This window comes from Saccharopolyspora sp. MMCC62 (genome assembly GCF_057736575.1).
On the sequence record NZ_JBYKCM010000014.1, the window covers coordinates 88,292 to 110,892 of the forward strand.

Consider the following 22,601-nt stretch of genomic DNA (forward strand, 5'->3'; position numbering starts at 1 on the left):
GCACGAGTACCGACGAGGGAGGTTTGCGCAGTGGTCTTCTCTGCCTTTCCCGCCGCTCAGGGTCTGTACGACCCCGCTTCCGAGCACGATTCCTGCGGGGTCGCCATGGTGGCCGACGTCCAGGGGCGCCGCTCGCACGGCATCGTGGCCGATGCGATGACCGCGCTGGCGAATCTCGACCACCGCGGGGCCGCGGGCGCGGAACCGACCAGTGGGGACGGCGCCGGGGTGCTGCTGCAGCTGCCCGATGAGCTGCTGCGCTCCTGTACGGGGTTCGATCTGCCCGAGCCGGACGCGGCCGGTCGCGCGCGCTACGCGGCGGGCCTCGCGTTCCTGCCCGCCGATCCGGCGCTGCGCGCGGAGGCGGTGGCGCTGGTGGAGCGCATCGCCGCCGAAGAGGACCTGCGCGTGCTGGGCTGGCGGGAGGTGCCGATCGCCCCGGCGGCCGCCGAGGTGGGCACCACCGCGCTGGAGTGCATGCCGCACTTCGCGACGCTGCTGGTCGAGGGCTCGTCCGGGCAGGCCGGGCTGGAGCTGGACCGGTTGGCGTTCTGCCTGCGCAAGCGCGCGGAGCGGGAGTCCGCGCGGGCCGGCACCGAGCTGTACTTCGCGTCGCTGTCGGCGCGCACCTTCGTCTACAAGGGCATGCTGACCACCGAGCAGCTGCCGCTGTTCTTCCCGGACCTCACCGACGAGCGCCTGGTCTCGGCGATCGCGGTGGTGCACAGCCGGTTCTCCACGAACACCTTCCCGTCGTGGCCGCTGGCGCACCCGTTCCGCTACATGGCGCACAACGGCGAGATCAACACGATCCGCGGGAACCGGAACCGGATGCGGTCCCGGGAGGCGCTGCTGGAGTCCGACCTGATCCCGGGCGACCTGTCCCGGCTGTACCCGATCTGCGCCGAGGACGGTTCGGACTCGGCGTCGTTCGACGAGGTGCTGGAGCTGCTGCACCTGGGCGGGCGGTCGCTGCCGCACTCGGTGCTGATGATGATCCCGGAGGCGTGGGAGAACCACGCCGAGATGGATCCGAAGCGCAAGGCGTTCTACCGCTTCCACGCGGGCCTGATGGAGCCGTGGGACGGCCCGGCCTGCGTCACCTTCACCGACGGTTCCCTGGTGGGCGCGGTGCTGGACCGCAACGGGCTGCGCCCGGCGCGCTGGTGGCGCACCGCCGACGACCGGGTGGTGCTGGCCAGCGAGTCCGGGGTGCTGAACCTGGAACCGGCGGAGGTCGTCGCGAAGGGCCGGTTGCAGCCGGGCCGCATGTTCCTGATCGACACCGAGCAGGGCCGCGTCGTCGACGACGACGAGATCAAGACCGAGCTCGCCGAGCAGCACGCCTACGAGGAGTGGCTGCACGCGGGCCAGCTGAACCTGGGCCAGCTCGCGGACCGCGAGCACGTGGTGCAGAGCCACGAGTCGGTGGTGCGCCGCCAGCTCACGTTCGGCTACACCGAGGAAGAGCTGTCGCTGCTGCTGTCGCCGATGGCCTCCGGCGGGGGAGAGCCGCTGGGCTCGATGGGCTCGGACACGCCGCAGGCCGCGTTCTCGCAGCGCTCCCGGCTGCTCTACGACTACTTCGTGCAGCACTTCGCGCAGGTCACGAACCCGCCGCTGGACGCGATCCGGGAGGAGATCGTCACCTCGGTGGCGCGGGTGATGGGCCCGGAGCAGAACCTGCTGGAGCCGGTCGCGGCCTCGTGCAGGCACGTGGTGCTGCCGACGCCGGTGATCGACAACGACGAGCTGGCGAAGCTCATCCACATCAACTCCGACGGCGACCTGCCCGGTTTCGCCTGCACCGTGCTGCCCGGCCTGTACGAGGCCGACGGCGGTGCCGAGGCGCTGGCGGACGCCGTCGAACGGGTGCGCGAGGAAGCCTCCGAGGCGATTCGTGCGGGCGCCCGAGTACTAGTGCTCTCGGACCGGGACTCGGACCACCGGCTGGCGCCGATCCCGTCGCTGCTGCTGGTCTCCGCGGTGCACCACCACCTGGTGCGCACCAAGGAGCGGCTGAAGGTGGCGCTGGTGGTGGAGAGCGGGGACGCCCGCGAGGTGCACCACATCGCCGCGCTGCTCGGCTTCGGCGCCGCCGCGGTCAACCCCTACCTGGCGTTCGAGACGATCGAGGACATGATCTCGACCGGCCAGATCACCGGGATCCGGCCGCGGGTGGCGATCCGCAACTACGTGCAGGCGCTGGTCAAGGGCGTGCTGAAGGTGATGTCGAAGATGGGCATCTCCACCGTCGGCGCCTACACGGCCGCGCAGATCTTCGAAGCCGTCGGCCTGTCGAAGGAACTGGTCACCGAGTACTTCACCGGCACCGGCACCCAGCTCGGCGGCGTCGAGCTGGACGCGCTGGCCGAAGAGGTCGCGCTGCGGCACCGCCGCGCCTACCCGGACAACCCGACGGATCGGGCGCACCGCAGGCTGGAGGTCGGCGGCGAGTACGCGTACCGCCGCGAAGGCGAACTGCACCTGTTCTCCCCGGAGATGGTGTTCCTGCTGCAGCACGCCACCAAGACCCGCAAGGTCGAGGCGTACCGCGAGTACACCGCCGAGTGCGACCGGCTGGCCCGCAAGGGCGGCACCGTCCGCGGCATGTTCGCGCTCGACAGCGGCCGGGAACCCATCTCGATCGACGAGGTCGAACCGATCTCGGAGATCATGAAGCGGTTCGCGACCGGCGGCATGAGCTACGGCGCGATCTCCGCGGAGGCGCACGAGACGCTGGCGATCGCGATGAACCGCATCGGCGGCCGCTCCAACTCCGGCGAGGGCGGCGAGGACGCCGACCGGCTCTACGACGACGAGCGCCGCTCCGGCATCAAGCAGGTCGCCTCCGGTCGCTTCGGCGTCACCAGCGAATACCTGGTCAACGCGACCGACGTGCAGATCAAGATGGCGCAGGGCGCGAAGCCCGGCGAGGGCGGCCAGCTGCCCGCGCACAAGGTGTACCCGTGGATCGCGAAGACGCGGCACTCCACGCCGGGCGTCGGGCTGATCTCGCCGCCGCCGCACCACGACATCTACTCGATCGAGGACCTGGCGCAGCTGATCCACGACCTGAAGAACGCCAACGACCGGGCGCGGGTGCACGTGAAGCTGGTCAGCTCGGTCGGCGTGGGCACGGTCGCGGCCGGCGTGAGCAAGGCGCACGCGGACGTGGTGCTGGTGTCCGGGCACGACGGCGGCACCGGCGCGGCCGCGCTGACCTCGCTCAAGCACGCGGGCACCCCGTGGGAGATCGGGCTCGCCGAGACGCAGCAGACGCTGCTGCTCAACGGCCTGCGGGACCGGATCACCGTGCAGGTCGACGGCGGCATGAAGACCGGCCGCGACGTGGTGATCGCCGCGCTGCTCGGCGCCGAGGAGTACGGCTTCGCGACCGCGCCGCTGGTGGTCGAGGGCTGCGTGATGATGCGCGTCTGCCACCTGGACACCTGCCCGGTGGGCGTGGCCACCCAGAACCCGGAGCTGCGCAAGCGCTACAACGGCCAGGTCGAGCACGTGGTGAACTTCTTCGAGTTCGTCGCCGAGGAGGTCCGCGAGCACCTGGCGCAGCTGGGCTTCCGCACCCTGGACGAGGCGATCGGCCAGGTCAGCGCGCTGCGCACCGACGAGGCCGTGGAGCACTGGAAGGCCACCGGCCTGGACCTGACGCCGCTGTTCGCCGAGCCGGAGACCCCGTACTCGGCGGTGCGCCGCCGCGTCCGCGAGCAGGACCACGGCCTGGACCAGGCCCTGGACCGCACGCTGATCCAGCTGGCCGAGGCGGCGCTGGAGGACGCGCACCCGGTGCGGCTGCGGCTGCCGGTGCGCAACGTCAACCGCACCGTGGGCACCCTGCTCGGCGCCGAGGTCACCCGCCGCTACGGCGGCGCGGGCCTGCCGGACGACACGATCCGGGTGGAGCTGGAGGGCTCGGCCGGGCAGTCGCTGGGCGCGTTCCTGCCACCGGGCGTGACGCTGGAGATGGTCGGCGACGCCAACGACTACGTCGGCAAGGGCCTCTCCGGCGGCCGCATCGTGGTGCGCCCGCACCGGGATTCGGCGTTCGCCGCCGAGGACCAGGTGATCGCGGGCAACGTGATCGGCTACGGCGCCACCTCGGGCGAGCTGTTCCTGCGCGGCCAGGTCGGGGAGCGGTTCTGCGTGCGGAACTCGGGGGCCACCGCGGTCGCCGAGGGCGCGGGGGACCACGCCTTCGAGTACATGACCGGCGGCCGCGCCGTGGTGCTCGGCGGCACCGGGCGCAACGTGGCCGCGGGCATGTCCGGCGGCATCGCCTACGTGCTGGACCTCGATCCGGTGCGGGTGAACACGGCGATGGTGGACGTGCAGCAGCCCACGGCGAAGGACCTGAAGTGGCTGCACGAGGTGGTCCGCCGCCACCACGACTGCACGGGTTCCACGGTGGCGGCCTCGCTGCTGGGGGACTGGACGCGGCGTTCCGCGGCGTTCTCGAAGATCATGCCCCGCGACTACGCGCGGGTGCTGGAGGCGATGCGGCTGGCCCGTTCCGAGGGCCGCGACGTGGAAGAGGCGATCATGGAGGCGTCCCGTGGCTGACCCGAAGGGTTTCTTGAAGTTCTCCCGGGCCGAGGCGCCGAAGCGCCCCTACGACGAGCGGCTCGGCGACTGGCGCGAGGTCTACGCCGCGCTGTCCACTTCGGACCAGAAGGCGGAGGTGTCCACGCAGGCCGCGCGCTGCATGGACTGCGGAATCCCCTTCTGCCACTCGGGTTCCGCCGGTTGCCCGCTGGGCAACCTCATCCCCGAGTGGAACGACCAGGTCCGCCGCGGCCAGTGGGACCGGGCGAGCGACCGGCTGCACGCCACGAACAACTTCCCGGAGTTCACCGGGAAGTTGTGCCCCGCCCCGTGCGAGGCGGCGTGCGTGCTGGCGATCTCCCCGGACGCCGGTGGCGCGGTGACGATCAAGCGCGTCGAGGAGACCATCGCGGAGGTCGCCTGGGAGCAGGACCAGGTGCACCCGAGCCCGCCCGAATCGCACACCGGCCACCGGGTCGCCGTCGTCGGCTCCGGTCCGGCGGGCCTGGCCGCCGCCCAGCAGCTGACCCGCGCCGGGCACGAGGTGACGGTGTACGAGCGGGACGACCGCATCGGCGGCCTGCTCCGCTACGGCATCCCCGAGTTCAAGATGGAGAAGTCCGTCCTGGACCGGCGGCTGGCCCAGATGCGCGCCGAGGGCACGAAGTTCGTCACCGGCTGCGAGGTCGGCGTGGACCTGACCGTGGAGCAGCTGCGTGCCGGGCACGACGCCGTGGTGCTCGCGGTGGGCGCGCTGCGCGGCCGCGACGACCGCACCGTGCCGGGCCGCGAGCTGACCGGCGTGCACCTGGCGATGGAGCACCTGGTGCCCGCCAACCGCGAGGTGGAGGGCGACGGGCCGACGTCGATCTCCGCGCACGGCAAGCACGTCGTCGTCATCGGCGGCGGGGACACCGGCGCCGACTGCTACGGCACCGCGACCCGGCAGGGCGCGCTGAGCGTGACCCAGCTCGACCAGTACCCGCAGCCGCCGACGCGCCGCGACGACGACCTGTCGCCGTGGCCGACCTGGCCGTACGTGCTGCGCACCTACCCGGCGCACGAGGAGGCCGGCGAGCGGAAGTTCGCGGTGGCCGTGGAGGCGTTCGTCGGCGACGACGAGGGCCACGTGCGCGCGGTGCGGCTGCGCGAGGTGCGCGTGGAGCGGGACGCCGACGGCAGGCGGCAGGTGGTGCCGGTGTCCGCGGAAGCCGAGGAGGTGCCGTGCGACCTGGCGCTGTTCGCGATCGGCTTCGAAGGCGTGGAGCACATGCCGCTGCTGGACGGGCTCGGCATCGAGCTGTCCCGGCGCGGCACCATCGGCTGCGGTTCCAGCTGGGAGACCGAGGCCCCCGGCGTGTTCGTCTGCGGTGACGCGCACCGCGGCGCCTCGCTGGTGGTGTGGGCGATCGCGGAGGGCCGCTCGGTGGCGAACGCGGTGGACGCGCACCTGACCGGTGCCTCCGACCTGCCGTCGCCGGTGCACCCGACGGCGCTGCCCCTCGCGGTCTGATGCGTTCACGGGGTTTCGCACGATTCGCCCCGCGCCGCACGGCTTCCGCGTGGTCCGGTTCACGGGACCGTCCCGCCGAACCGGCCACGCGCGAGCCGGTTGATCTTTAAGCTCCCCCTCCGGGTCGCGACCACGGCCCGCATATGTCCACAGTGGATGGGGAGGGACCGTGGATTTCCACCGGAGCCTGAACAGGGCGATCGGCGGCGGATTCCTGATCGCGATCGGGGCGGTCATGACCGCGATGCTGATCGGCGGGTTGACCGCGGACACGGCCGTGCGGATCAACTACGTCTTCTTCGCGGCGCCGGTCGGTGTCGTGGCCGGAGTGGTCATGCTGATCAACGGGCTGCGGCCGATGACGATGCGCATCGACGAGCGCGGCATCCTGATCCAGCACCCGGCGCGGAAGGTGCGGGTGGCGCTGGGCTGGCAGCACGTCGCCGGGGTCTCGCTGAGCACCCTGCGCAAGCCCAAGGACGAGCGCAGCACCGCCACCTACCTGACGGTGTGGCCGCGGGACGGGCACAACCCGGGAGTTCCGGCGGCGTGGGTGGTCCAGCAGAACGGCTGGACCGGCTACCGGCTGGTCGACGTCGGCGACGTCCGCGAGACCGAGGACCAGTTCGGCCAGGCGCTGGGCCGGTACGCGGGGCCCGCGTACCGGTGACGGTTCTCGGACGACCGCGCCGGTGCCGGTGCCGGTGCCGGTGGCGGGCGCCGTGCCCGGCGCGCTCGGCTCGGTCCCGGCTCGGCTCAGTCCGGGACGAGCCTGCCGGTGTACCCCGCGTCGACGAGCCGCAGGTAGGCCTCGTGCACCTCGGCGGGCACGGGTTGCGGGGCGGCGAACCCGAGCTCGGCGTAGCGGGTGATGCGCTGCGTGTCGCCCACCAGCATGGTGATCACCCGGTCCGGGTCGCCGATGCTCTCGACGTACTCCGCCAGCGACTGCCGGGTCGCCGCGCAGCGGAATTCCGCCTCGGGCCACCGCTTCTTCGCCGTCGCGAGCGCGCGGCGCTGCTGGTACGGGCGGGAGATCAGCGTGATCGTGGCGTGCAGCAGCCCCTGCTCGGCCAGCAGCGCGCGGGTGAAGTCGATGTTCTCGCCGGTGTTCGTGGCCGCGGTCTCGACCGCGATGGCCGCGTCGGGCACGCCGAGCTCCAGCGCGTGCTCCCGGAAGTGCACCGCCTCGCCGCGCGGGAACCGCTCGACGGTGGTGGGCGCGTTGGAGCCGGTGAACACGATCCGCGGGAACCAGCCCTCGTGGTACAGCTCGGCGGTGCGGGTGGCGACCCCGAGGTCGTGGCTGCCGAGCCCCACGCCCACGTCGCAGCGGCGCGGCTCGTGCCGCAGGTCGTGGTAGTCCCACAACGTCCGCACGTCCGCGGGCAATTCGGTCGGTACCGCCATCGGAACGCACCCCTCCGCTTCGGCTGTCAGCAGCCGGTCCTCACGCGGCGTCGCCGCCCGGTCATCACCCCGAACATCGGTCCTCGCGTCGAATCTCCGACGGGGTTCCCGAGAATGTCACAAGATCGGGTGGAGCGATCTCGGCCGAACGCCCGTTTCCGAGCATTCGGTCGGTGTCCGCTGGCACTGTGGGATCGTCGACGTCGTCGAGGAGAGGGGGCGAAGTGGTGAAGGCGAACGACGTGGCCGCGTACATCCTGCACCGGCGGGGGCCGATGACGGCCATGAAGTTGCAGAAGCTCGTGTACTACAGCCAGGCCTGGCACCTGGTGTGGGAGGAGCGCCCGCTCTTTGACGAGCCTATCCAGGCGTGGGCGAACGGCCCGGTGGTACCGGAGCTGTACGCCCGCCACCGCGGGAAGTTCCGGCTGAACGCCGAGGACGCCCTCGGCGGTGACCGGACGGTGCTGGACGAGGCGGAACGCGGCAGCGTGGAAGCGGTGCTCGACGCGTACGCGGACCGGTCCGCGCACTGGCTCAGCGAGCTCACCCATCGCGAAGCACCGTGGCGGGAGGCGCGTTCTCGTGCGCGGCTGGGCGACGGTGAACGCGGCAGCGCCGTGATCGAGCACGCCGCCATGCACGAGTACTACGACGGGCTCACCGGCGCCGACGCGGACGCGGAGGACGTGTGAGCCGGAAGTCGCCGAAGAAGCAGCAGGCGGTGCCCGCCGGAAGCTCGGTGCCGAAGATGCACCGCGCGGCCGCACCGTCCGCGGAGAAGCGGCCTCGCCTCGCGCTGACCCCGGGAGACCCCGGCACGAAGCTGATGGTCTCCCTGTCCAAAGTGGATCTGAACGGCAGCTGGTGCCTGACCCGCATCACCCCGGAAGATCACAAGACGTTGCTGCGCAGCATCAGCGCGTTCGAGTCCATGACGGTGAACGAGGTGATCCACAGCCACCAGCGTTCGCAGGACTACTCGCTGGGTGACCTGGCGAAGCCTGCCTGGGAGCGCCTGGTCGAGCTCGGGCTCGACGACCGCGACGTGATCCACCGGTTGCGGATCACCGGGGAGCGGCGGCTGTTCGGATTCGTGGAGAACAACCGCTTCTACGCTCTCTGGTGGGACCCGCGGCACGAGGTGGTCCCCAGTCGCAAGAAGCACACCTGAACCGGGACGGCCTCGCGCCGCGGGTGTCGATCACTCCTCGCCGAGCGCCGCCAGGACGTCCGGGAGGGCCGCGCCGGTGTGGACCACGCCGAGGCGCTGGGTGGCGCGGGTCAGGGCCACGTACAGATCGTTGAGCCCGCGCGCCGATTCGCCGAGGATGCGGTCCGGGTCGGCGACCAGCACCGAGTCGAACTCCAGCCCCTTCGCCTGCTCGACGGTGAGCACCACGGCCCGCGCTTCGAGGCCGTCCTCCTGGGCGCCCACCTCGGCCTCCGGCACCTGCTCGGCGATGCGGCCGCCGACCTCGGCGAGGTGCTCCGGCGGCAGCAGCACCGCGAGGGTGCCCTCGACGGCGGCGAGCTCGTCGCGCACCAGGCCCGGCAGCGCCGCGGCCAGCTCCGCCTCCGGAACCCGTCGCGTCCACGGCTCGTGCCCGCTGGTGCGCACCGAGGTCGGCGCCTCCAGATCGGTGTCGAGCGCGTCGAGCACGTCGGAGGCGACCGCCATGATCTCGGCGGGCGTCCGGTAGTTGACGGTCAGCTCGGCGAGCTTCCATCGGTCCATCACGTACGGCGACAGCACCTCGTCCCACGACGCCGCGCCGCCGAGCGCCCCGGTCTGGGCGATGTCGCCGACGAGCGTCATCGACCGGCTGGGGCAGCGGCGCATCAGCACCCGCCACGCCATCGTGGACAGCTCCTGGGCTTCGTCGACGATGACGTGCCCGAACGTCCAGGTGCGGTCTTCGGCGGCGCGTTCCGCGGCGGTGAGGTCGCTGCGGGTGCGGTGCCGCTGCGCGAGCAGTTCGGCGTCGAGCACGTCGGAGACGCGGAGCCGTTCCTCGTCGGCGATCTCCTCGTCCTGCTCCATGAGGTGCAGCACGCCCTGGGCGTAGGCGAGTTCCTCGCGCTCCTGCCGCGCCTGCTCCTCGCGGGCCTTGGTGTCGTCCTCGCCGAGCAGCTCGGCCAGCTCGTCCAGCAGCGCGGCGTCCGCGGGCGTCCACGGCGATCCCGGCGGGCGCAGCAGCAGCTGCCGCTCCTGATCGGAGAGGTGCTTGCGGGCGGCGGTGGTGAGCCGCTTCGGCACGCTGAGCAGGTCGTCGAGCACCTGCTGCGGCGTCAGCTGCGGCCACAGCGAGTCGAGGACCTCGCCGACCGCGTCGTCGGCGCGCAGCTCGGCGCCGATGTCGTCCAGGTCGCGGCGGTCCAGCAGGTCGCGGCCGAGGCGGTCGGCGACCTGCCGGGTCAGCCCGGAGACCATCTCCTTGCGGAAGATCCGGCGCGCGTGGTTGTGCGGCTTCCGGGACCGGCGGGCGCGGCTGCGGGCGTGCGAGACGAGGTTCTTGCCGATGGTCAGCGGCTCCCGGTCGAACAGCACCTCGATCGGGGTCTTCGGCACCTGCTGGCGGTCCCGCACGGCCGAGTTGAGCACCTGCACCATCGCGCCGCGGCCCTTGACCTCGGCGGCCGCCGCCGGTTCGTCGGCGGTGGCGTCGATGCCGGGGAACAGCTGGCCGGCGGTGGACAGCAGCACGCCGGTCTCGCCGAGCGACGGCAGCACCTGCCCGATGTAGCGCAGGAACGTGGAGTTCGGACCGACCACGAGCACACCGCGCTTGGTCAGCTGCTCGCGGTAGGTGTAGAGCAGGAACGCGGCGCGGTGCAGCGCCACCGCCGTCTTGCCGGTGCCCGGCCCGCCCTGCACCACCAGCACCCCGTTCATGGGGGCGCGGATGATGCGGTCCTGCTCGGCCTGGATGGTGGCGACGATGTCGCCCATCTGCCCGGTGCGGCGCGCGTCGAGCGCGGCCAGCAGCGTGGCCTCCCCGGCGAGACCGAGGTCGCTGCCCTGCTCGCCCGCGTCCAGGTCGAGGATCTCGTCTTCGAGCTCGACGACGGTGCGCCACTTGCTGCGCAGGTGGCGGCGCCGCCACACGCCTTCGCGGGCGGCGGCGGTGGCCAGGTAGAAGGGGCGCGCGGCCGGGGCGCGCCAGTCGATGAGCAGCGGCTCGTACTCGCGCTCCTCGTCGAACAGGCCGATCCGCCCGATGTGGAAGACCTCGTCGCTGTCCAGGTCGAGGCGACCGAAGCACAGGCCGTGCTCGACCGCGCTGAGCTGGGTCAGCTTGTCGGTGTACATCGTGGTGGAGATGTCGCGTTCGGTGCGGGCCTGCGGCGTGCCGCCGGTCTCCCGCAACGTGTCCGTGAGCCGCTTCGTCGCGTCCCGGCGGAGTTCGTCGAGTTTGTCGTAGAGCGTCGAGACGTACTGCTGCTCGGCGGCTAGGTCGTCGGTGCGGTCGGGTCCCCGATCAGCTCGGGCATTGGACAACTTGGTTCCACCTCGTGCTCAACCGTGATGTGCCGGACGGATGTGCCGACGGGTGCGATGCGTCCCTGGCGAAAGTCCGACCAACCATCATACCGGCCGCGAGGCCGGGGCCTCCCGGCTACAGCAGCAGCTCCAGGAGGCAGAGCACCGCGAACGACACCACGGACAGGATCGTCTCCATCGCCGACCAGGTCTTGAGCGTCTGCCCGACGGTCATCCCGAAGTACTCCTTCACGAGCCAGAACCCGGCGTCGTTGAGGTGCGAGAAGAACAGCGAGCCGGAGCCGACGGCCAGCGCGACCAGCGCCCCGTGCACCGGGTCCAGCCCGGCGACCAGCGGCGCGACCATGCCCGCCGCGGAGATCGTGGCGACGGTCGCGGACCCGGTGGCGACCCGGATGCCGACGGCGATCAGCCAGGCCAGCACCAGCGGCGACAGGTGCGCGCCCGCGGCCAGGTCGGTGATCATCGTGTTGACGCCGGATTCGACGAGGGTCTCCTTGAACCCGCCACCCGCGCCGACGATGAGGATGATCCCGGCGACCGGCGGCAGCGCGGCGCCGACGATGCCGGACAGCCGTTCGCGGCCGAGCCCGGAGCGCGGCCCCAGGGTGCCCATGGCCAGCAGCACGGTCAGCGCCAGCGCCACCACCGGCGTGCCGAGGGTGTCCAGCGCCGAGTAGGCGGCGGTGCCCTCGGTCAGCGCCAGGTCGGCGACGGACTTGCCGAGCATCAGCAGCACCGGCAGCAGCAGCATCAGCACCGACAGCGCGAATCCGGGCCGCCTGCCCTCGCTGTCCGGACCGGGGGCCTTGCCGAGCAGCGTGGACGCGGCGGGCAGCTCGACCCGCTTCGCGATGAACGAGCCGAACACGGGACCGGCAACGATGGCGGTGGGGATGGCCACCACGATGCCGAGCGCGAGGGTGGTGCCCACGTCGACGCCGAGCGCGTCCACCGCGGCCAGCGGCCCGGGGTGCGGCGGCACCAGCCCGTGCAGGATGGAGAGCCCGGCGAGCGCGGGGATGCCGATGCGCAGCATCGGCTGCTCGGAACGGGCGGCGACCATGACCACGACCGGCACCAGCAGCACGACGCCGACCTCGAAGAACATCGGCAGGCCGAGCAGCGCGGCGATGAACACCATCGCCCACGGCAGGGTGCGGCGGGTGGTGCGCGCCAGCACGGTCTCCACGATCTGCTCGGCGCCGCCGGTGTCGGTGAGCAGCCTGCCGAGCATGGCGCCGAGCGCGACCAGCAGCCCCACGTCCCCGACGGTGCTGCCGAGCCCCTTCGTGAAGGTCTCGACGAGGTCGCCGAACGGCATTCCGGCGGTGACGCCGAGGGTCGCGGCGCCGAGCGCGAGCGACAGGAACGGGTGCAGCTTCACCCAGCTGATCAGCACGACGATGACGGCGATGCCGGCGACCGCGGCGGCCAGCAGCCGGGTGTCGTGGCCGGTCCAGGCTGCGGGTGGGGCCTGCGCGAGCAGGGCTGCGGTCGGGTGCGGCAGTGGCATGAGGGGCTCCTCGCTGAGCTCGGTGCGCGGCCCACCCTAGGAGCAGATCCCCAATAAGTATGACTTTTGAGGCTGGTGAACCGATTAAGTCGGCTCTGTTAGTCGGGTCACCGGCATAGTGCGGTCAGGTGCCCGCGACGTCCGGGGCGCTGGAAGAGTGGGCCGTCGACGGAAGGAGCCCGGTGAGCGGCGGACTGCACGGGCAGGTGGTCGACCTGCTCGGCCACGAGATCAGCGCGGGAGTGCACCCGCCGGGCAGCGTGCTGCGCATCGACGGGCTGGAGGAGCGGTTCGGCATCTCCCGCAGCGTCGCCCGCGAAGTGGTCCGCACCCTGGCCTCGATCCGGCTGGTGGTCAGCCGCAAGCGCGTCGGCGTCGTGGTGCGCCCGCGCGCCGAGTGGAACACCTTCGACCCGGCGCTGATCCGCTGGCTGCTCGCGGTGGACCGGTCCGCGCAGGTCCGCACGCTGGCCGAGCTGCGCACCGCGGTCGAACCGGTCGCCGCTGCGGCCGCCGCCCGCAACGCCGACCACGAGCAGGCGGCCCGGCTGGTCGGGCTGGCCGAGCGGATGGTCGCCACCGCGCGCGCCGGCGATCTGGAGACGTTCCTGGAGGCTGACGTCGCCTTCCACGGCCTGGTGCTGGCCGCCTCCGGCAACGAGATGTTCGCGCAGCTGGAGGACGTGTTCGGCGAGGTCCTGCGCTGGCGGACCGGGCGCGGCCTGATGCCGGAGCACCCGGAACCGGTCGCGTTGCGGCTGCACTGCGAGATCGCCGAGTGCGTCCGCGGCGGAGATCCGGCGCGCGCCGAGTCGGCGATGCGCGAACTGGTGGAGGAGGCGTTCGCCGGGACCCTGGAGAGCCTCACCGCCGAACGGCGCGCCACCGGATCCGCTCAGTAGCCCTCGTAGGAGCCGCCGGAGCTCACGCCCTGCACGCCCGGCACGTTCGAGATCGAGCCGTACCGGTCGATGGAGTAGCGGGTGGCGGCCACGATGTTGTCCACCGGGTTCCAGATGTCCTGGTGCCCGGGCACCGCGTACGAGTGGAACGTCGGGTCGATGGTCTGCATCAGGCCCTTGGACGGGGTGCCCGCGGCCGCGTTCGAGTCCCAGCCGTTGGAGGCGGACGGGTCGCCGCCGGACTCGTGCTCGATGATCGTGCGCAGCGCTTCCGGGTCGATCTGCTCGCGGGAGACGCCGTTCGCCTCGAGGACCGCGGTCGCCTGGCCGATCCAGCCGTCGACGGGGTCGCCGGCGGGCGCGCCGTCCAGCCCGGGACCGGTGTTCGGGGGACTCACCGGTCCGGGCTGGACGTGCCCGGCAGCCGCTTCGGGAGCGGCGCGGACCTGGGGGGCGTGCTCGATCGCGGTGTCCTCGGCGGCGGGGGAGCCGCCGAGGATGCTGCTGAGCACGCCGGTCGCGACGATCGCGGCACCGATCTGGGCGGTCCGCATCCGGGGGGACAGGCGGTGCGGGCCGATGGCGGTGCCGATGCTCCACAGCTCGCGCAGCTGCGGGACCGCCTTCTCCTGCAGACGCTGCAGCGCCGCCGGAGTCTTGCGCTCGGGGGTGGGCAGGGCTCGGGGGAAGGTGTGGTCGGGGGAACTCACGAGAACCAACCGTCCATCACCGGCCGTGTACCTACATCGCGGTTTCCACGTATGCAGGTACCTACTTTGGTAGATCAGAACGACCGATTCGCGGGAAAGTAGTCACTCCACGTAACCAACACCCGGCATTCGCTCAGCTCGACCAAGCATCACCGTGATCCACCCCGGACCCTGCCGACCACCCACCACCCCCGTCAAGAACCCGACCACCGAGGTCGGAAACCCCACAGCTCGGCCATCAACGCGCGAGGGATCACGCCGCCCAGCCCCAGCGGCGAAGCCGAATCGGTCTCCGTCGCTCGTCAGCGACGAAGCCGCTGAGCCGCCGACCACCCGACGGACCCACACCACCGCACCCATCCCCGGCGAAGCCGAATCAGTGCCCTCGTCCTGTCAGCGGCGAAGCCGCTGAGCAGCGACCACGCACGCAGCAGGACCACCCGCGGGTTCTCAGCGGTCTTCTCGCGAGGACAGCGTTTTCGCATGTGGCGGAGCCACCTGTGAAAACGATCCCGCAGCGAGAAGACCGCTGAGGTTCCGCCACCCGCCCCGACGAGCAACAGGAGTGCCTCACCCCCGGCGCCCCGCGAGCCAGCCCGCTATCTGGGCTCTGGAGGTGAAGTCCAGTTTCGTCAGGATGTGCTGCACGTGGCCTTCCACGGTGCGCTGCGCGATCACCAGCGACTCCGCGATCTCCTTGTTCGTCCGGCCCTGCGCGACGAGCTCGGCGATCTCCCGCTCGCGCTTGGTCAGCGTCGTCGCCGACAGCTCGTCCGGGGCCACGCTGCGGGTGGCCCGCTTGAGCTCCAGCGCGTAGTCCACCGCGGCTTCCGAGGACATCTGGTAGCCGCGGTCGTAGGCCTCCCGGAAGGCGCGGTCGCCCAGGGCCTGCCGCGCGCCGCGCTCGTGCTCGTCGTGGGCGTTGCGGAAGCTCGCGTAGAACTCGGGCGCCGCGCGCACCGCGTCCCACACCGCGGAGGCCGCGCCGAACAGCCGCGCGGCCCGCTCGTCGCGGCCCAGCCCGTGCGCGATCCACGCGAGGATGTCCATGGTGAACGCGCTGGAGAGCCGGTTGTCCAGCCTGCGCTGCAGCCGCAGGGCCTCCTTCGCCGCGGTCTCCGCCCGGGCCGAGGCGCCGCGCAGGATCTCGATGTGCGCGTCCGCCCACAGCGCCGTGGACCGCCAGAACAGTTCGCCGCGCCCGGTGGTCGCCGCGATGCACTCCCGCAGCAGCGCGACCCCGCCTTCGTGGTCGCCGCGGACCCCCTTGACCAGGCCGAGCGCGAACAGCCCGAACCATTCGCCGTTGGGCGCGGCCAGGTCCTGGAAGCGGCCGAGCGCGTCGGTGAGCAGCCGTTCCGCTTCGGCGAGGTCGTTGTGGAAGAACGCGGCCATGCCCCGGATCTGGGTCACGTAGGCGATCTCGAACTCGTCGTCGTGCTCGGCGGCCAGTTCGCCCGCTTCGGCCAGCAGCGGTTCCGCGGCCGCCGTGTCGCCCTGCACCAGCGCGAACCAGGCGTTGGCCCGCAGCCCTTCGGACCGTTCCGGGGCGTCGGCGGGGGCGTGCGCGAGCGCGGTCTCCAACCAGTGCCGGGCTTCGCCGTTGAGCCCGCGGATGCCCCAGAACGGGGTGAGCCGCGCCGCCAGCCGCAGCGCCTGCGGGGCGGTGTCCGGCCGGTGCACGGCCGAGTCCAGCGCGAGCCGCACGTTGTCCAGGTCGAGCCGCAGCTCCCGCACCCACGACACCTGGTCGGGCCCGAGCCACTCCGCGGCGAAGCGCTCGGCGACCTCCGCGTACCAGTCGCGGTGGCGCCCCAGGGCCGGCTGCCGCTCGCCCGCGGCGTCCAGGCGTTCCTGCCCGTAGTCGCGCAGCGCGTGCAGCAGCCGGAACCGCACTTCGTCGCCTTCCTGCTCGCGCACCAGGATCGACTGGTCGACCAGCGAGTGCATCGCGCCGAGCACGTCGACGGGGCTCAGCCCGTTGCTGGCGACGTGCTCGGCGGCGGCGAGGCCGAAGCTGCCCGCGAACACCGACACCCGCGCCCAGGCGATCCGGTCCTGCTCGGAGCACAGCTCGTAGCTCCAGTCGATCAGCGCGCGCAGGCTCTGCTGCCGGGCGGGCGCGCCGCGGCGGCCCTCGCTGAGCAGCGCGTAGCGCTCCACCAGCCGCTCTTCCAGCTGGTGCAGGGACAGCGAGCGCAGGCGCACCGCGGCGAGCTCGATGGCCAGCGGATTCCCGTCCAACCGCGCGCAGAGCCGCATCAGCACCGCGCCGTCCTCCTCGGTGACCTCGAAGTCCGGCACCGTGGCGCGGGCGCGGTCGAGGAACAACCGCACGGAGGAGAACTGCTCGTAGGACTCGGGCGGCGGCGGGTCGTCGAGGTCGGGGATCTGCAGCGGCGGCACCACCACGGTCGCCTCCCCGGCCACGCCGAGGGACTGCCTGCTGGTGGCCAACACCCGCACTCCGGGGCACCAGCGCAGCACCGAGTCGACGAACAGCGCGGCGTCCTCGATGACGTGCTCGCAGTTGTCGAGGACGAGCAGCATCTCCCGGTGCTTGAGGTGCTCGACGACGGCGTCCACGTCGGTTCCGGAGGACGGTCCGCCGAGGCTGAGCTGCTCGATGGCGGCTTCGGCGATCAGCGTGCCGTCGCGGAGCTCTTCCAGGCTCACGCACCACGCCTTGTCCCGGAAGATCCGCCGCATCCCGGCGGCCACCCGCAACGCCAGCCGCGTCTTGCCGACTCCGCCGTGGCCGGTGAGGGTCACCAGCCGGGATTCGGCGAGCAACCGCTTCGTCCGGGTGATCTCGTGCCGACGGCCGACGAAGCTGGTGACGTCGACCGGTAGGTTGCCCGCCGACTCGCGGACGCGGGCCGAGCGCGCACTGGAGACCACACCCCGAGCCTAACCCGGCTCGCCCCCGCAGTCGGGCCGATCTTGCAGGTCAGCGCTCCGCGCAGGTGAGGCGGGCGAGCGCGAGATCGACGAAGCGCCGCTGCCCGTGCGCAGTCCGTGCAACCCCGGCGAGACGGTCCGGCGGAACGCGGTGAGCGCCGCGACGTGGTCCCGCCGGGGCCGTTCGGGGTGCCCGCCCGCTGCGCGGTAGGCCGCCAGCAGCCGGTCCAGCGCTCCCGGGCCGAACGCGGCGAGCGGGGCGACGAAGTCGCTCACCGGGTCGTCGACGCCGGCATCCGCCCAGTCGAGCAGCCGGTGAGGATTCCCGAACCGTCCACCAGCGTGTGGTCGGGGCTGAGGTCGTGGTGCACCGGTACGCCCTCGCCCCCCGGCACCGGTCGTCGTCGAGCCACCGCCGCCACCGGTCCGCGCAGCGCTCCGGTACGGCCGGCTCGGCGCCCCTCGGCGCCCCCTCGGTGACGTCGGTGCGCGGCGCTTCCCCCCCCCCGGTCGCATCGACCCCGTCGATCCGCACGTCCAGGCCGTGCGCGCGGGCGACCTCGTCGATCACGGGCGCACGGTAGCCGGTGCCGGGTGTCACGTCGCCCCCGGATTTTCCTCCGCCGCGACCGGCGAGAGCGGGGCGCCGCGCGGTCCTACCGTGGGAGGCGGCCGTTGTCCGCGCCGATGCGCAGGGGGTGCGCGATGCGAGGGAACGATGCGAGCAGGGGAGCGGGGGCGCTGCTGGCTGCGGTGGCGCTGGTCGCGGGCCTGTGCGGCGGGGCGTCCGCGGCCGCCGCGGCACCGGCCGCGCTACCACCGGCCGCGTGACCACCGGCGCCCGCCGCGGCCGAGCAGCCCGCCCGGCACGTGCTGGTGACGATGGTCGACTACCGGCTGCTGCTGCCCGCGCACCTGCCGCCGGGGCGCTACACCTTCCGCGCGGTGAACCGGGGGATCGCGCCGCACGCGCTGGAGATCAAGGGACCGGGCGTGGCGGACAAGCGCACGATCACGGTCAAGACCGGTGCCTCCGCCGATCTCACCGTGACGCTCACCCGCGGCACCTACGACTTCTGGTGCCCGGTCGGCAACCACCGCCAGGTCGGCATGCAGCGCTACGTCCACGTCGGCTGACCAGGCCGTCCGCCCGCTCGCACCGGCGGACGAGGCGGTCACCCGGGGCGAAATTCGCGCGCGGAACGTCGGTGCCCGGTGCCACGCTGCGCGCATGACCGACCACAAGGACGACCTGCACCAGTACCTGCGCGACGCCCGCGACGCGCTGCTGTGGAAGCTCGACGGGCTCTCCGACCAGGACGTGCGGCGGCCGCTGACGCCGACCGGCACCAACCTGCTGGGCCTGCTCAAGCACGTGGCGAGCGTGGCGGTGGGCTACTTCGGCGAGGTGTACGACCGCCCGTTCCCCGAACCGATGCCGTGGATCGAGGACGGCGGCGAGCGCAACGAGGACATGTACGCCACCGCCGAGGAATCCCGCGAGCAGATCATCGGCTTCTGGCACCGCGCCTGGGCACACGCGGACGCGACCATCGCGGCGCTGCCGCTGGACGCCGCGGGCCGGGTGCCGTGGTGGCCGCCGGAACGCGGCGAGATCACCCTGCACCGGCTGCTGTGCCACATGCTGGAGGAGACCGCCCGCCACACCGGTCACGCCGACGTGGTCCGCGAGCTCATCGACGGTGCCGCGGGCAGGCGCGCGACCGGGAGCAACCTGCCGGAGCAGGACGAGCGGTGGTGGGCGGACTACCGCGAGCACCTCGAGGAGATCGCTCGCACCGCCGGTTAGCCGGCGTCGAACGTCCACGGGTCCTGCGGCAGCACCTCGCCGGTCTCCAGCAGCGTCTTCAGGTTCGACAGCACCGCGGGCCAGCCCTGACCGACCATCCGATACGCGTCGAGGTCCGCGAGCGCGGAGTGGGTGACGGTGAGCCGCACGATGCCGCGGCCGGGTTCGATGTCGAACGTGACCACGCTCGGCTCGAATCCGGCCACGTCGAAGTTCTCGGTCTCGTCGAAGCCGAACGACAGGCGGCGCGGCCGGTCCGCTTCGACGACCCGGCCGGACACCTCGGCGACGCCGGAGCCGTCGATGCGCACGTGGTCGACCCGGCTGCCGACCTGCCAGTCGGAGACCTGCGAGTGGCCCCAGAACCCGGCGGTCGCCTCCGCGTCGGTCAGCGCGTCCCACACCTGCTCGGGGGTGGCGCGGAGGTAGCTGATGCAGGTGTAGTCCGGTACGGCTGCGCTCATCGGACGTTCCTTCGCTCGGCGGTGCCGCCACCTTGGCCCGCGCGCGGCCGCGCCGCTAGCCGTGCTCGCGGCGCCGCACCACCTCGGTGATCCAGGTCGGGGCGTACGGGGAGGTGCAGCCCGGCGGCGTCGGGTAGTCCGCGAGGACCCCGAGCCGCCTGCCGATGTCGATCGCCCGCGCGCGGTGCTCGGCGTGCTCGATCCCGATGTGGGCGAGGCAGCCGTTCATCGCCCACTGCAACCGCTCCGGCGCGTCCCACATCCGCTGCTCGATCTCGTCGAGCAGTCCGGGCAGGTCGAGGCCGCCGGGCGAGCGGCCGATGCGGTCGGTGGTCAGCGCCCACCCGGCGCTCGCCACCACCGGGTCCGGGTCGGCGTGCCAGCAGCGGCGCAGCGCCTCGGCGTGCGGGCTCTTGCGCACCACGTTCGCCACCAGCCAGTCCTGCACCTTCGGGGTGCGTGCGGCGCGCAGCATCGCGTCCAGCTCGGCCTGGTCGAACTCCTTCGGACGGCAGATCAGGACGGCCAGCAGCCGCGCCGCGGAATCCCCGGTCGCCCACAGCTCCCGCGCGAGCTCGTGCCGCTTCCCCAGCCGCTTCGCGATGGCGCGCAGCGGGCCCAGCTTCACGCCGTGGTCGTCGCCGTGCCGTTCGTTCACGGCCCGCACCTTCGGGTCCTCGAGCTCGGCGAGCTCGGTCCGCACCTCGTCCACCGTGGTCACACCCACCGCCGCCTCCGCTGGTCCGCCTCCGCGGAGGCTACGTGGTCACCAGGGACGATCAGCGGTCTCCTAGGCTGGGCCGATGCGGTTCGAGGGGTTCGGGGACGGGGCGGTCGAGTTCTACGAGGGCTTGGAGGCCGACAACTCCAAGGCCTACTGGAGCGACCACCAGGCCGTTTACCGGGAGCAGGTGCGCGGCCCGATGGAGGCGCTGCTGGCCGAGCTGGAACCCGAGTTCGCCGCCGAGGTCGACGCCGGCGGGGCGACCGGCAAGGGCAAGGTGTTCCGCCCGCACCGGGACGTGCGCTTCAGCAAGGACAAGTCGCCGTACAAGACGCACTGCGGTGCCGTCGTCGAGGCGGGCCGCGGCGGCGGCGCCTACTACGCGGAGATCAGCGCGGACGGGCTGCTCGTCGCGGGCGGCTGCTTCCACGCCGAACCCGACCAGCTGGCCCGCTACCGGACGGCGGTGGACGAACCGCTGCACGGCACGGCGCTGGAGGAGATCTTGGCCGCGCTGGGCAAGAAGTGGGAGCGCGGCGGCGACGTGCTCGCCACCCGCCCGCGCGGCATCTCCGCCGACCACCCGCGGCTGGAGCTGCTGCGGCACCGCTCGCTGCACGTGGCGCGCCGCTGGGCGCCGGACGACCTGCTGCACGAACGCGGCTGCCTCACCCGGGTCCGCACGGCGTGGCGGGAACTGCGCGAGCTCAACCGGTGGTGCGCCGACCACGTAGGACCCAGCGACCGGCGGCGCTGACCAGCAGGCCGAGCAGCGCGCCGAGCACGTCGACCAGCCCGTCCAGCACGTCGCCGCTGCGCCCCAGCGGCAGCACCGCCTGCAGCACCTCCGAGAGCCCCGCGTACGCCACGAGCCCGGCGGCCAGCGGGAGCAGCGGCAGCCGGGCGAGGCGACCGGACCACGCGAGCGCCGCGAACAGCACCAGGTGCACGACCTTGTCGGTGCCCGGCGGCGCCGACGGCACCCCGGACTCCGGGGTGAACAGGACGATCAGGCTGACCCCGACGACCGCTCCGAAGAGCAGCTGTCCGGGGCGTGGCCTGGAATGATTCAGCACCGCAAGATCCCGATCGGTTCGTTTCCCGGTGGCTGCGTATTCGACGCGCGCCCGGAGAGACTAGGCTGACGCAACGTGAGTCGACGAGCCAAGATCGTTTGTACCATGGGCCCCGCCACCGCCTCACCGGAGAAGGTGGCCGAGCTCGTCAGCAGCGGAATGGACGTCGCCCGGTTGAACTTCAGCCACGGCAGCCACGGCGACCACCAGCAGGTCTACGACCTGGTGCGTACCGCCGCCAAGGAAAGTGGCCGTGCCGTCGGCATCCTCGCCGACCTGCAAGGACCGAAGATCCGCCTCGGCAAGTTCGCGGAAGGTCCGGTCGAGTGGAACACCGGCGACGTCGTGCGAATCACGATCGACGACGTGCAAGGCACCCACGATCGCGTTTCCACCACCTACAAGGGACTGGCCGCCGACGCCAAGGTCGGTGACCGAGTCCTGGTCGACGACGGCAAGGTGGGTCTGACCGTCTCCGCCGTCGAGGGCAACGACGTCGTCTGCGACGTCGTCGAAGGCGGCCCCGTCTCCGACCACAAGGGACTGTCCATGCCGGGCATGGACGTGTCGGTGCCCGCGATGTCCGAGAAGGACGTCGCGGACCTCGAGTTCGCCCTCCAGCTCGGCGTGGACTTCATCGCGCTGTCCTTCGTGCGCAGCCCCGCCGACATCGACCTGGTGCACCAGGTGATGGACCGGGTCGGCCACCGGCTGCCGGTGATCGCGAAGCTGGAGAAGCCGGAGGCGGTGGACAACCTCGAGGCCATCGTGCTGGCCTTCGACGGCGTCATGGTCGCCCGCGGTGACCTCGGCGTGGAACTCCCCCTCGAGCACGTCCCGTTGGTCCAGAAGAAGGCGATCCGGATCGCTCGGGAGAACGCGAAGCCGGTCATCGTGGCCACCCAGATGCTGGACTCGATGATCCACAACTCGCGGCCGACCCGCGCCGAGACCTCGGACGTCGCCAACGCCGTCCTGGACGGCACCGACGCGGTGATGCTCTCCGGCGAGACCAGCGTCGGTGACTACCCGATCGAGACGGTGCAGACGATGTCCCGCATCGTCGAAGCCGTCGAGGAGGGCTCGCCCACGCCGCCGCCGCTGAGCCACGTGCCGCGCACCAAGCGGGGCGTCATCTCCTACGCGGCCCGCGACATCGGGGAGCGGCTCAGCGCGAAGGCGCTGGTCGCGTTCAGCCAGTCCGGCGACACCGTGCGGCGGCTCGCCCGGCTGCACACGCGGTTGCCGCTGCTGGCGTTCACCCCCGAGGAATCGGTGCGCAGTCAGCTCGCTCTCACTTGGGGGACGGAAACGTTCCTCGTGCCTAAAGTGGACACGACCGACCAAATGGTCCGGCAGGTGGACCAGGCGATGCTGTCGCTCGGCCGTTCGCAGCGCGGTGACATGGTGGTCGTGGTCGCCGGTTCCCCGCCGGGCACCGTGGGTTCGACGAACCTCATCCGGGTGCACCGCCTCGGCGAGGAAGACCACGTCTGATCCGTGCCGC

The 22,601-nt window shown here is 72.2% G+C and carries 20 protein-coding genes; 11 read left to right on the forward strand and 9 right to left on the reverse strand.

Features of this window, described 5'->3' with window-relative positions; all coding sequences use genetic code 11:
• The first annotated feature begins 30 nt into the window (after positions 1-30).
• The 3 genes from gltB to AC29IT_RS26355 all read left to right on the forward strand — a co-directional run bounded on the left by gltB (position 31) and on the right by AC29IT_RS26355 (position 6,746).
• The gene (gene gltB, locus AC29IT_RS26345) at positions 31-4,581 is read left to right on the forward strand and encodes a glutamate synthase large subunit (RefSeq protein WP_488220452.1); all 4,551 of its coding nucleotides are present in this window, start codon (positions 31-33) and stop codon (positions 4,579-4,581) included.
• Positions 4,574-6,076, forward strand: a complete 1,503-nt coding sequence (locus AC29IT_RS26350; protein ID WP_488220453.1) for a glutamate synthase subunit beta — start codon at positions 4,574-4,576, stop codon at positions 6,074-6,076. The genes gltB and AC29IT_RS26350 overlap by 8 nt, the downstream gene beginning before the upstream one ends.
• A 169-nt stretch (positions 6,077-6,245) precedes the next feature.
• A complete protein-coding gene (locus AC29IT_RS26355; RefSeq protein WP_488220454.1) occupies positions 6,246-6,746 on the forward strand; it encodes a hypothetical protein in 501 nt (166 codons plus the stop codon).
• 86 nt (positions 6,747-6,832) lie between these two features.
• Here the strand turns inward: AC29IT_RS26355 and AC29IT_RS26360 are convergent, their stop codons facing one another.
• On the reverse strand, positions 6,833-7,486 hold the full coding sequence (locus AC29IT_RS26360; RefSeq protein WP_358436185.1) for a YdcF family protein: 654 nt from the start codon (positions 7,484-7,486) through the stop codon (positions 6,833-6,835).
• Between the two features lie 224 nt (positions 7,487-7,710).
• Between AC29IT_RS26360 and AC29IT_RS26365 the strand changes: the two genes are divergently transcribed.
• Both AC29IT_RS26365 and AC29IT_RS26370 read left to right on the forward strand, forming a co-directional pair.
• Positions 7,711-8,181, forward strand: a complete 471-nt coding sequence (locus AC29IT_RS26365; protein WP_358436188.1) for a Panacea domain-containing protein — start codon at positions 7,711-7,713, stop codon at positions 8,179-8,181.
• Entirely contained in the window at positions 8,178-8,660 is a 483-nt protein-coding gene (locus AC29IT_RS26370) for a hypothetical protein (protein WP_488220455.1), read from the forward strand. The genes AC29IT_RS26365 and AC29IT_RS26370 overlap by 4 nt, the downstream gene beginning before the upstream one ends.
• Positions 8,661-8,690: 30 nt before the next feature.
• Here the strand turns inward: AC29IT_RS26370 and AC29IT_RS26375 are convergent, their stop codons facing one another.
• Positions 8,691-10,988 carry a HelD family protein gene (locus AC29IT_RS26375; RefSeq protein ID WP_358436193.1) on the reverse strand — a complete coding sequence of 766 codons (2,298 nt, stop codon included), beginning with the start codon at positions 10,986-10,988 and terminating at the stop codon, positions 8,691-8,693.
• 118 nt (positions 10,989-11,106) lie between these two features.
• Entirely contained in the window at positions 11,107-12,507 is a 1,401-nt protein-coding gene (locus tag AC29IT_RS26380; RefSeq protein WP_358436195.1) for a GntT/GntP/DsdX family permease, read from the reverse strand.
• 182 nt (positions 12,508-12,689) lie between these two features.
• On the opposite strand from AC29IT_RS26380, the gene AC29IT_RS26385 reads away from it, so the two are divergent.
• A complete protein-coding gene (locus AC29IT_RS26385) occupies positions 12,690-13,409 on the forward strand; it encodes a FadR/GntR family transcriptional regulator (RefSeq protein ID WP_488220456.1) in 720 nt (239 codons plus the stop codon).
• On the opposite strand, the gene AC29IT_RS26390 is transcribed toward AC29IT_RS26385, so the two are convergent.
• The 3 genes from AC29IT_RS26390 to AC29IT_RS26400 all read right to left on the reverse strand — a co-directional run bounded on the left by AC29IT_RS26390 (position 13,403) and on the right by AC29IT_RS26400 (position 17,296).
• The gene (locus tag AC29IT_RS26390) at positions 13,403-14,119 is read right to left on the reverse strand and encodes a transglycosylase SLT domain-containing protein (protein ID WP_488220457.1); all 717 of its coding nucleotides are present in this window, start codon (positions 14,117-14,119) and stop codon (positions 13,403-13,405) included. The two genes, AC29IT_RS26385 and AC29IT_RS26390, sit on opposite strands and share 7 nt — an antisense overlap.
• A gap of 570 nt (positions 14,120-14,689) precedes the next feature.
• Complete coding sequence (locus AC29IT_RS26395) at positions 14,690-17,020, reverse strand: ATP-binding protein (protein WP_358444871.1); 2,331 nt, start codon at positions 17,018-17,020, stop codon at positions 14,690-14,692.
• Between the two features lie 9 nt (positions 17,021-17,029).
• A complete protein-coding gene (locus AC29IT_RS26400; protein ID WP_488220458.1) occupies positions 17,030-17,296 on the reverse strand; it encodes a hypothetical protein in 267 nt (88 codons plus the stop codon).
• Between the two features lie 429 nt (positions 17,297-17,725).
• Here AC29IT_RS26400 and AC29IT_RS26405 point away from each other — a divergent pair, with 429 nt between their 5' ends.
• The 3 genes from AC29IT_RS26405 (at position 17,726) to AC29IT_RS26415 (ending at position 18,830) form a co-directional block, all read left to right on the forward strand.
• Positions 17,726-17,851 (forward strand): hypothetical protein, encoded by a 126-nt coding sequence (locus AC29IT_RS26405; RefSeq protein ID WP_488220459.1) that lies wholly within the window; start codon positions 17,726-17,728, stop codon positions 17,849-17,851.
• 39 nt (positions 17,852-17,890) lie between these two features.
• Positions 17,891-18,157 carry a hypothetical protein gene (locus AC29IT_RS26410; protein WP_488220460.1) on the forward strand — a complete coding sequence of 89 codons (267 nt, stop codon included), beginning with the start codon at positions 17,891-17,893 and terminating at the stop codon, positions 18,155-18,157.
• A gap of 94 nt (positions 18,158-18,251) precedes the next feature.
• On the forward strand, positions 18,252-18,830 hold the full coding sequence (locus tag AC29IT_RS26415; RefSeq protein WP_488220461.1) for a DinB family protein: 579 nt from the start codon (positions 18,252-18,254) through the stop codon (positions 18,828-18,830).
• Here the strand turns inward: AC29IT_RS26415 and AC29IT_RS26420 are convergent.
• Together AC29IT_RS26420 and AC29IT_RS26425 are read right to left on the reverse strand one after the other, a co-directional pair.
• On the reverse strand, positions 18,827-19,294 hold the full coding sequence (locus AC29IT_RS26420) for an SRPBCC family protein (protein ID WP_488220462.1): 468 nt from the start codon (positions 19,292-19,294) through the stop codon (positions 18,827-18,829). The two genes, AC29IT_RS26415 and AC29IT_RS26420, sit on opposite strands and share 4 nt — an antisense overlap.
• A 55-nt stretch (positions 19,295-19,349) precedes the next feature.
• The gene (locus AC29IT_RS26425; protein ID WP_488220463.1) at positions 19,350-20,021 is read right to left on the reverse strand and encodes a DNA alkylation repair protein; all 672 of its coding nucleotides are present in this window, start codon (positions 20,019-20,021) and stop codon (positions 19,350-19,352) included.
• A 76-nt stretch (positions 20,022-20,097) separates the two neighbouring features.
• Here AC29IT_RS26425 and AC29IT_RS26430 point away from each other — a divergent pair, with 76 nt between their 5' ends.
• Positions 20,098-20,775, forward strand: coding sequence for a DUF2461 domain-containing protein (locus AC29IT_RS26430; protein WP_488220464.1), 678 nt, complete (start codon positions 20,098-20,100; stop codon positions 20,773-20,775).
• On the opposite strand, the gene AC29IT_RS26435 is transcribed toward AC29IT_RS26430, so the two are convergent.
• Positions 20,726-21,094 carry a VanZ family protein gene (locus tag AC29IT_RS26435; RefSeq protein ID WP_358444891.1) on the reverse strand — a complete coding sequence of 123 codons (369 nt, stop codon included), beginning with the start codon at positions 21,092-21,094 and terminating at the stop codon, positions 20,726-20,728. The genes AC29IT_RS26430 and AC29IT_RS26435 overlap by 50 nt on opposite strands.
• 75 nt (positions 21,095-21,169) lie before the next feature.
• On the opposite strand from AC29IT_RS26435, the gene pyk reads away from it, so the two are divergent.
• Positions 21,170-22,591, forward strand: coding sequence for a pyruvate kinase (gene pyk, locus AC29IT_RS26440; protein ID WP_358444894.1), 1,422 nt, complete (start codon positions 21,170-21,172; stop codon positions 22,589-22,591).
• The last annotated feature ends 10 nt before the right edge of the window (positions 22,592-22,601 follow it).

Excerpts from the sequence above, each read along its gene's own strand:
- AC29IT_RS26405 (WP_488220459.1), top strand. The coding sequence starts at position 17,726 with ATGCGAGGGAACGATGCGAGCAGGGGAGCGGGGGCGCTGCTGGCTGCG.
- AC29IT_RS26420 (WP_488220462.1), bottom strand. The coding sequence starts at position 19,294 with ATGAGCGCAGCCGTACCGGACTACACCTGCATCAGCTACCTCCGCGCC.
- AC29IT_RS26415 (WP_488220461.1), top strand. The coding sequence starts at position 18,252 with ATGACCGACCACAAGGACGACCTGCACCAGTACCTGCGCGACGCCCGC.
- AC29IT_RS26430 (WP_488220464.1), top strand. The coding sequence starts at position 20,098 with ATGCGGTTCGAGGGGTTCGGGGACGGGGCGGTCGAGTTCTACGAGGGC.
- AC29IT_RS26380 (WP_358436195.1), bottom strand. The coding sequence starts at position 12,507 with ATGCCACTGCCGCACCCGACCGCAGCCCTGCTCGCGCAGGCCCCACCC.
- AC29IT_RS26360 (WP_358436185.1), bottom strand. The coding sequence starts at position 7,486 with ATGGCGGTACCGACCGAATTGCCCGCGGACGTGCGGACGTTGTGGGAC.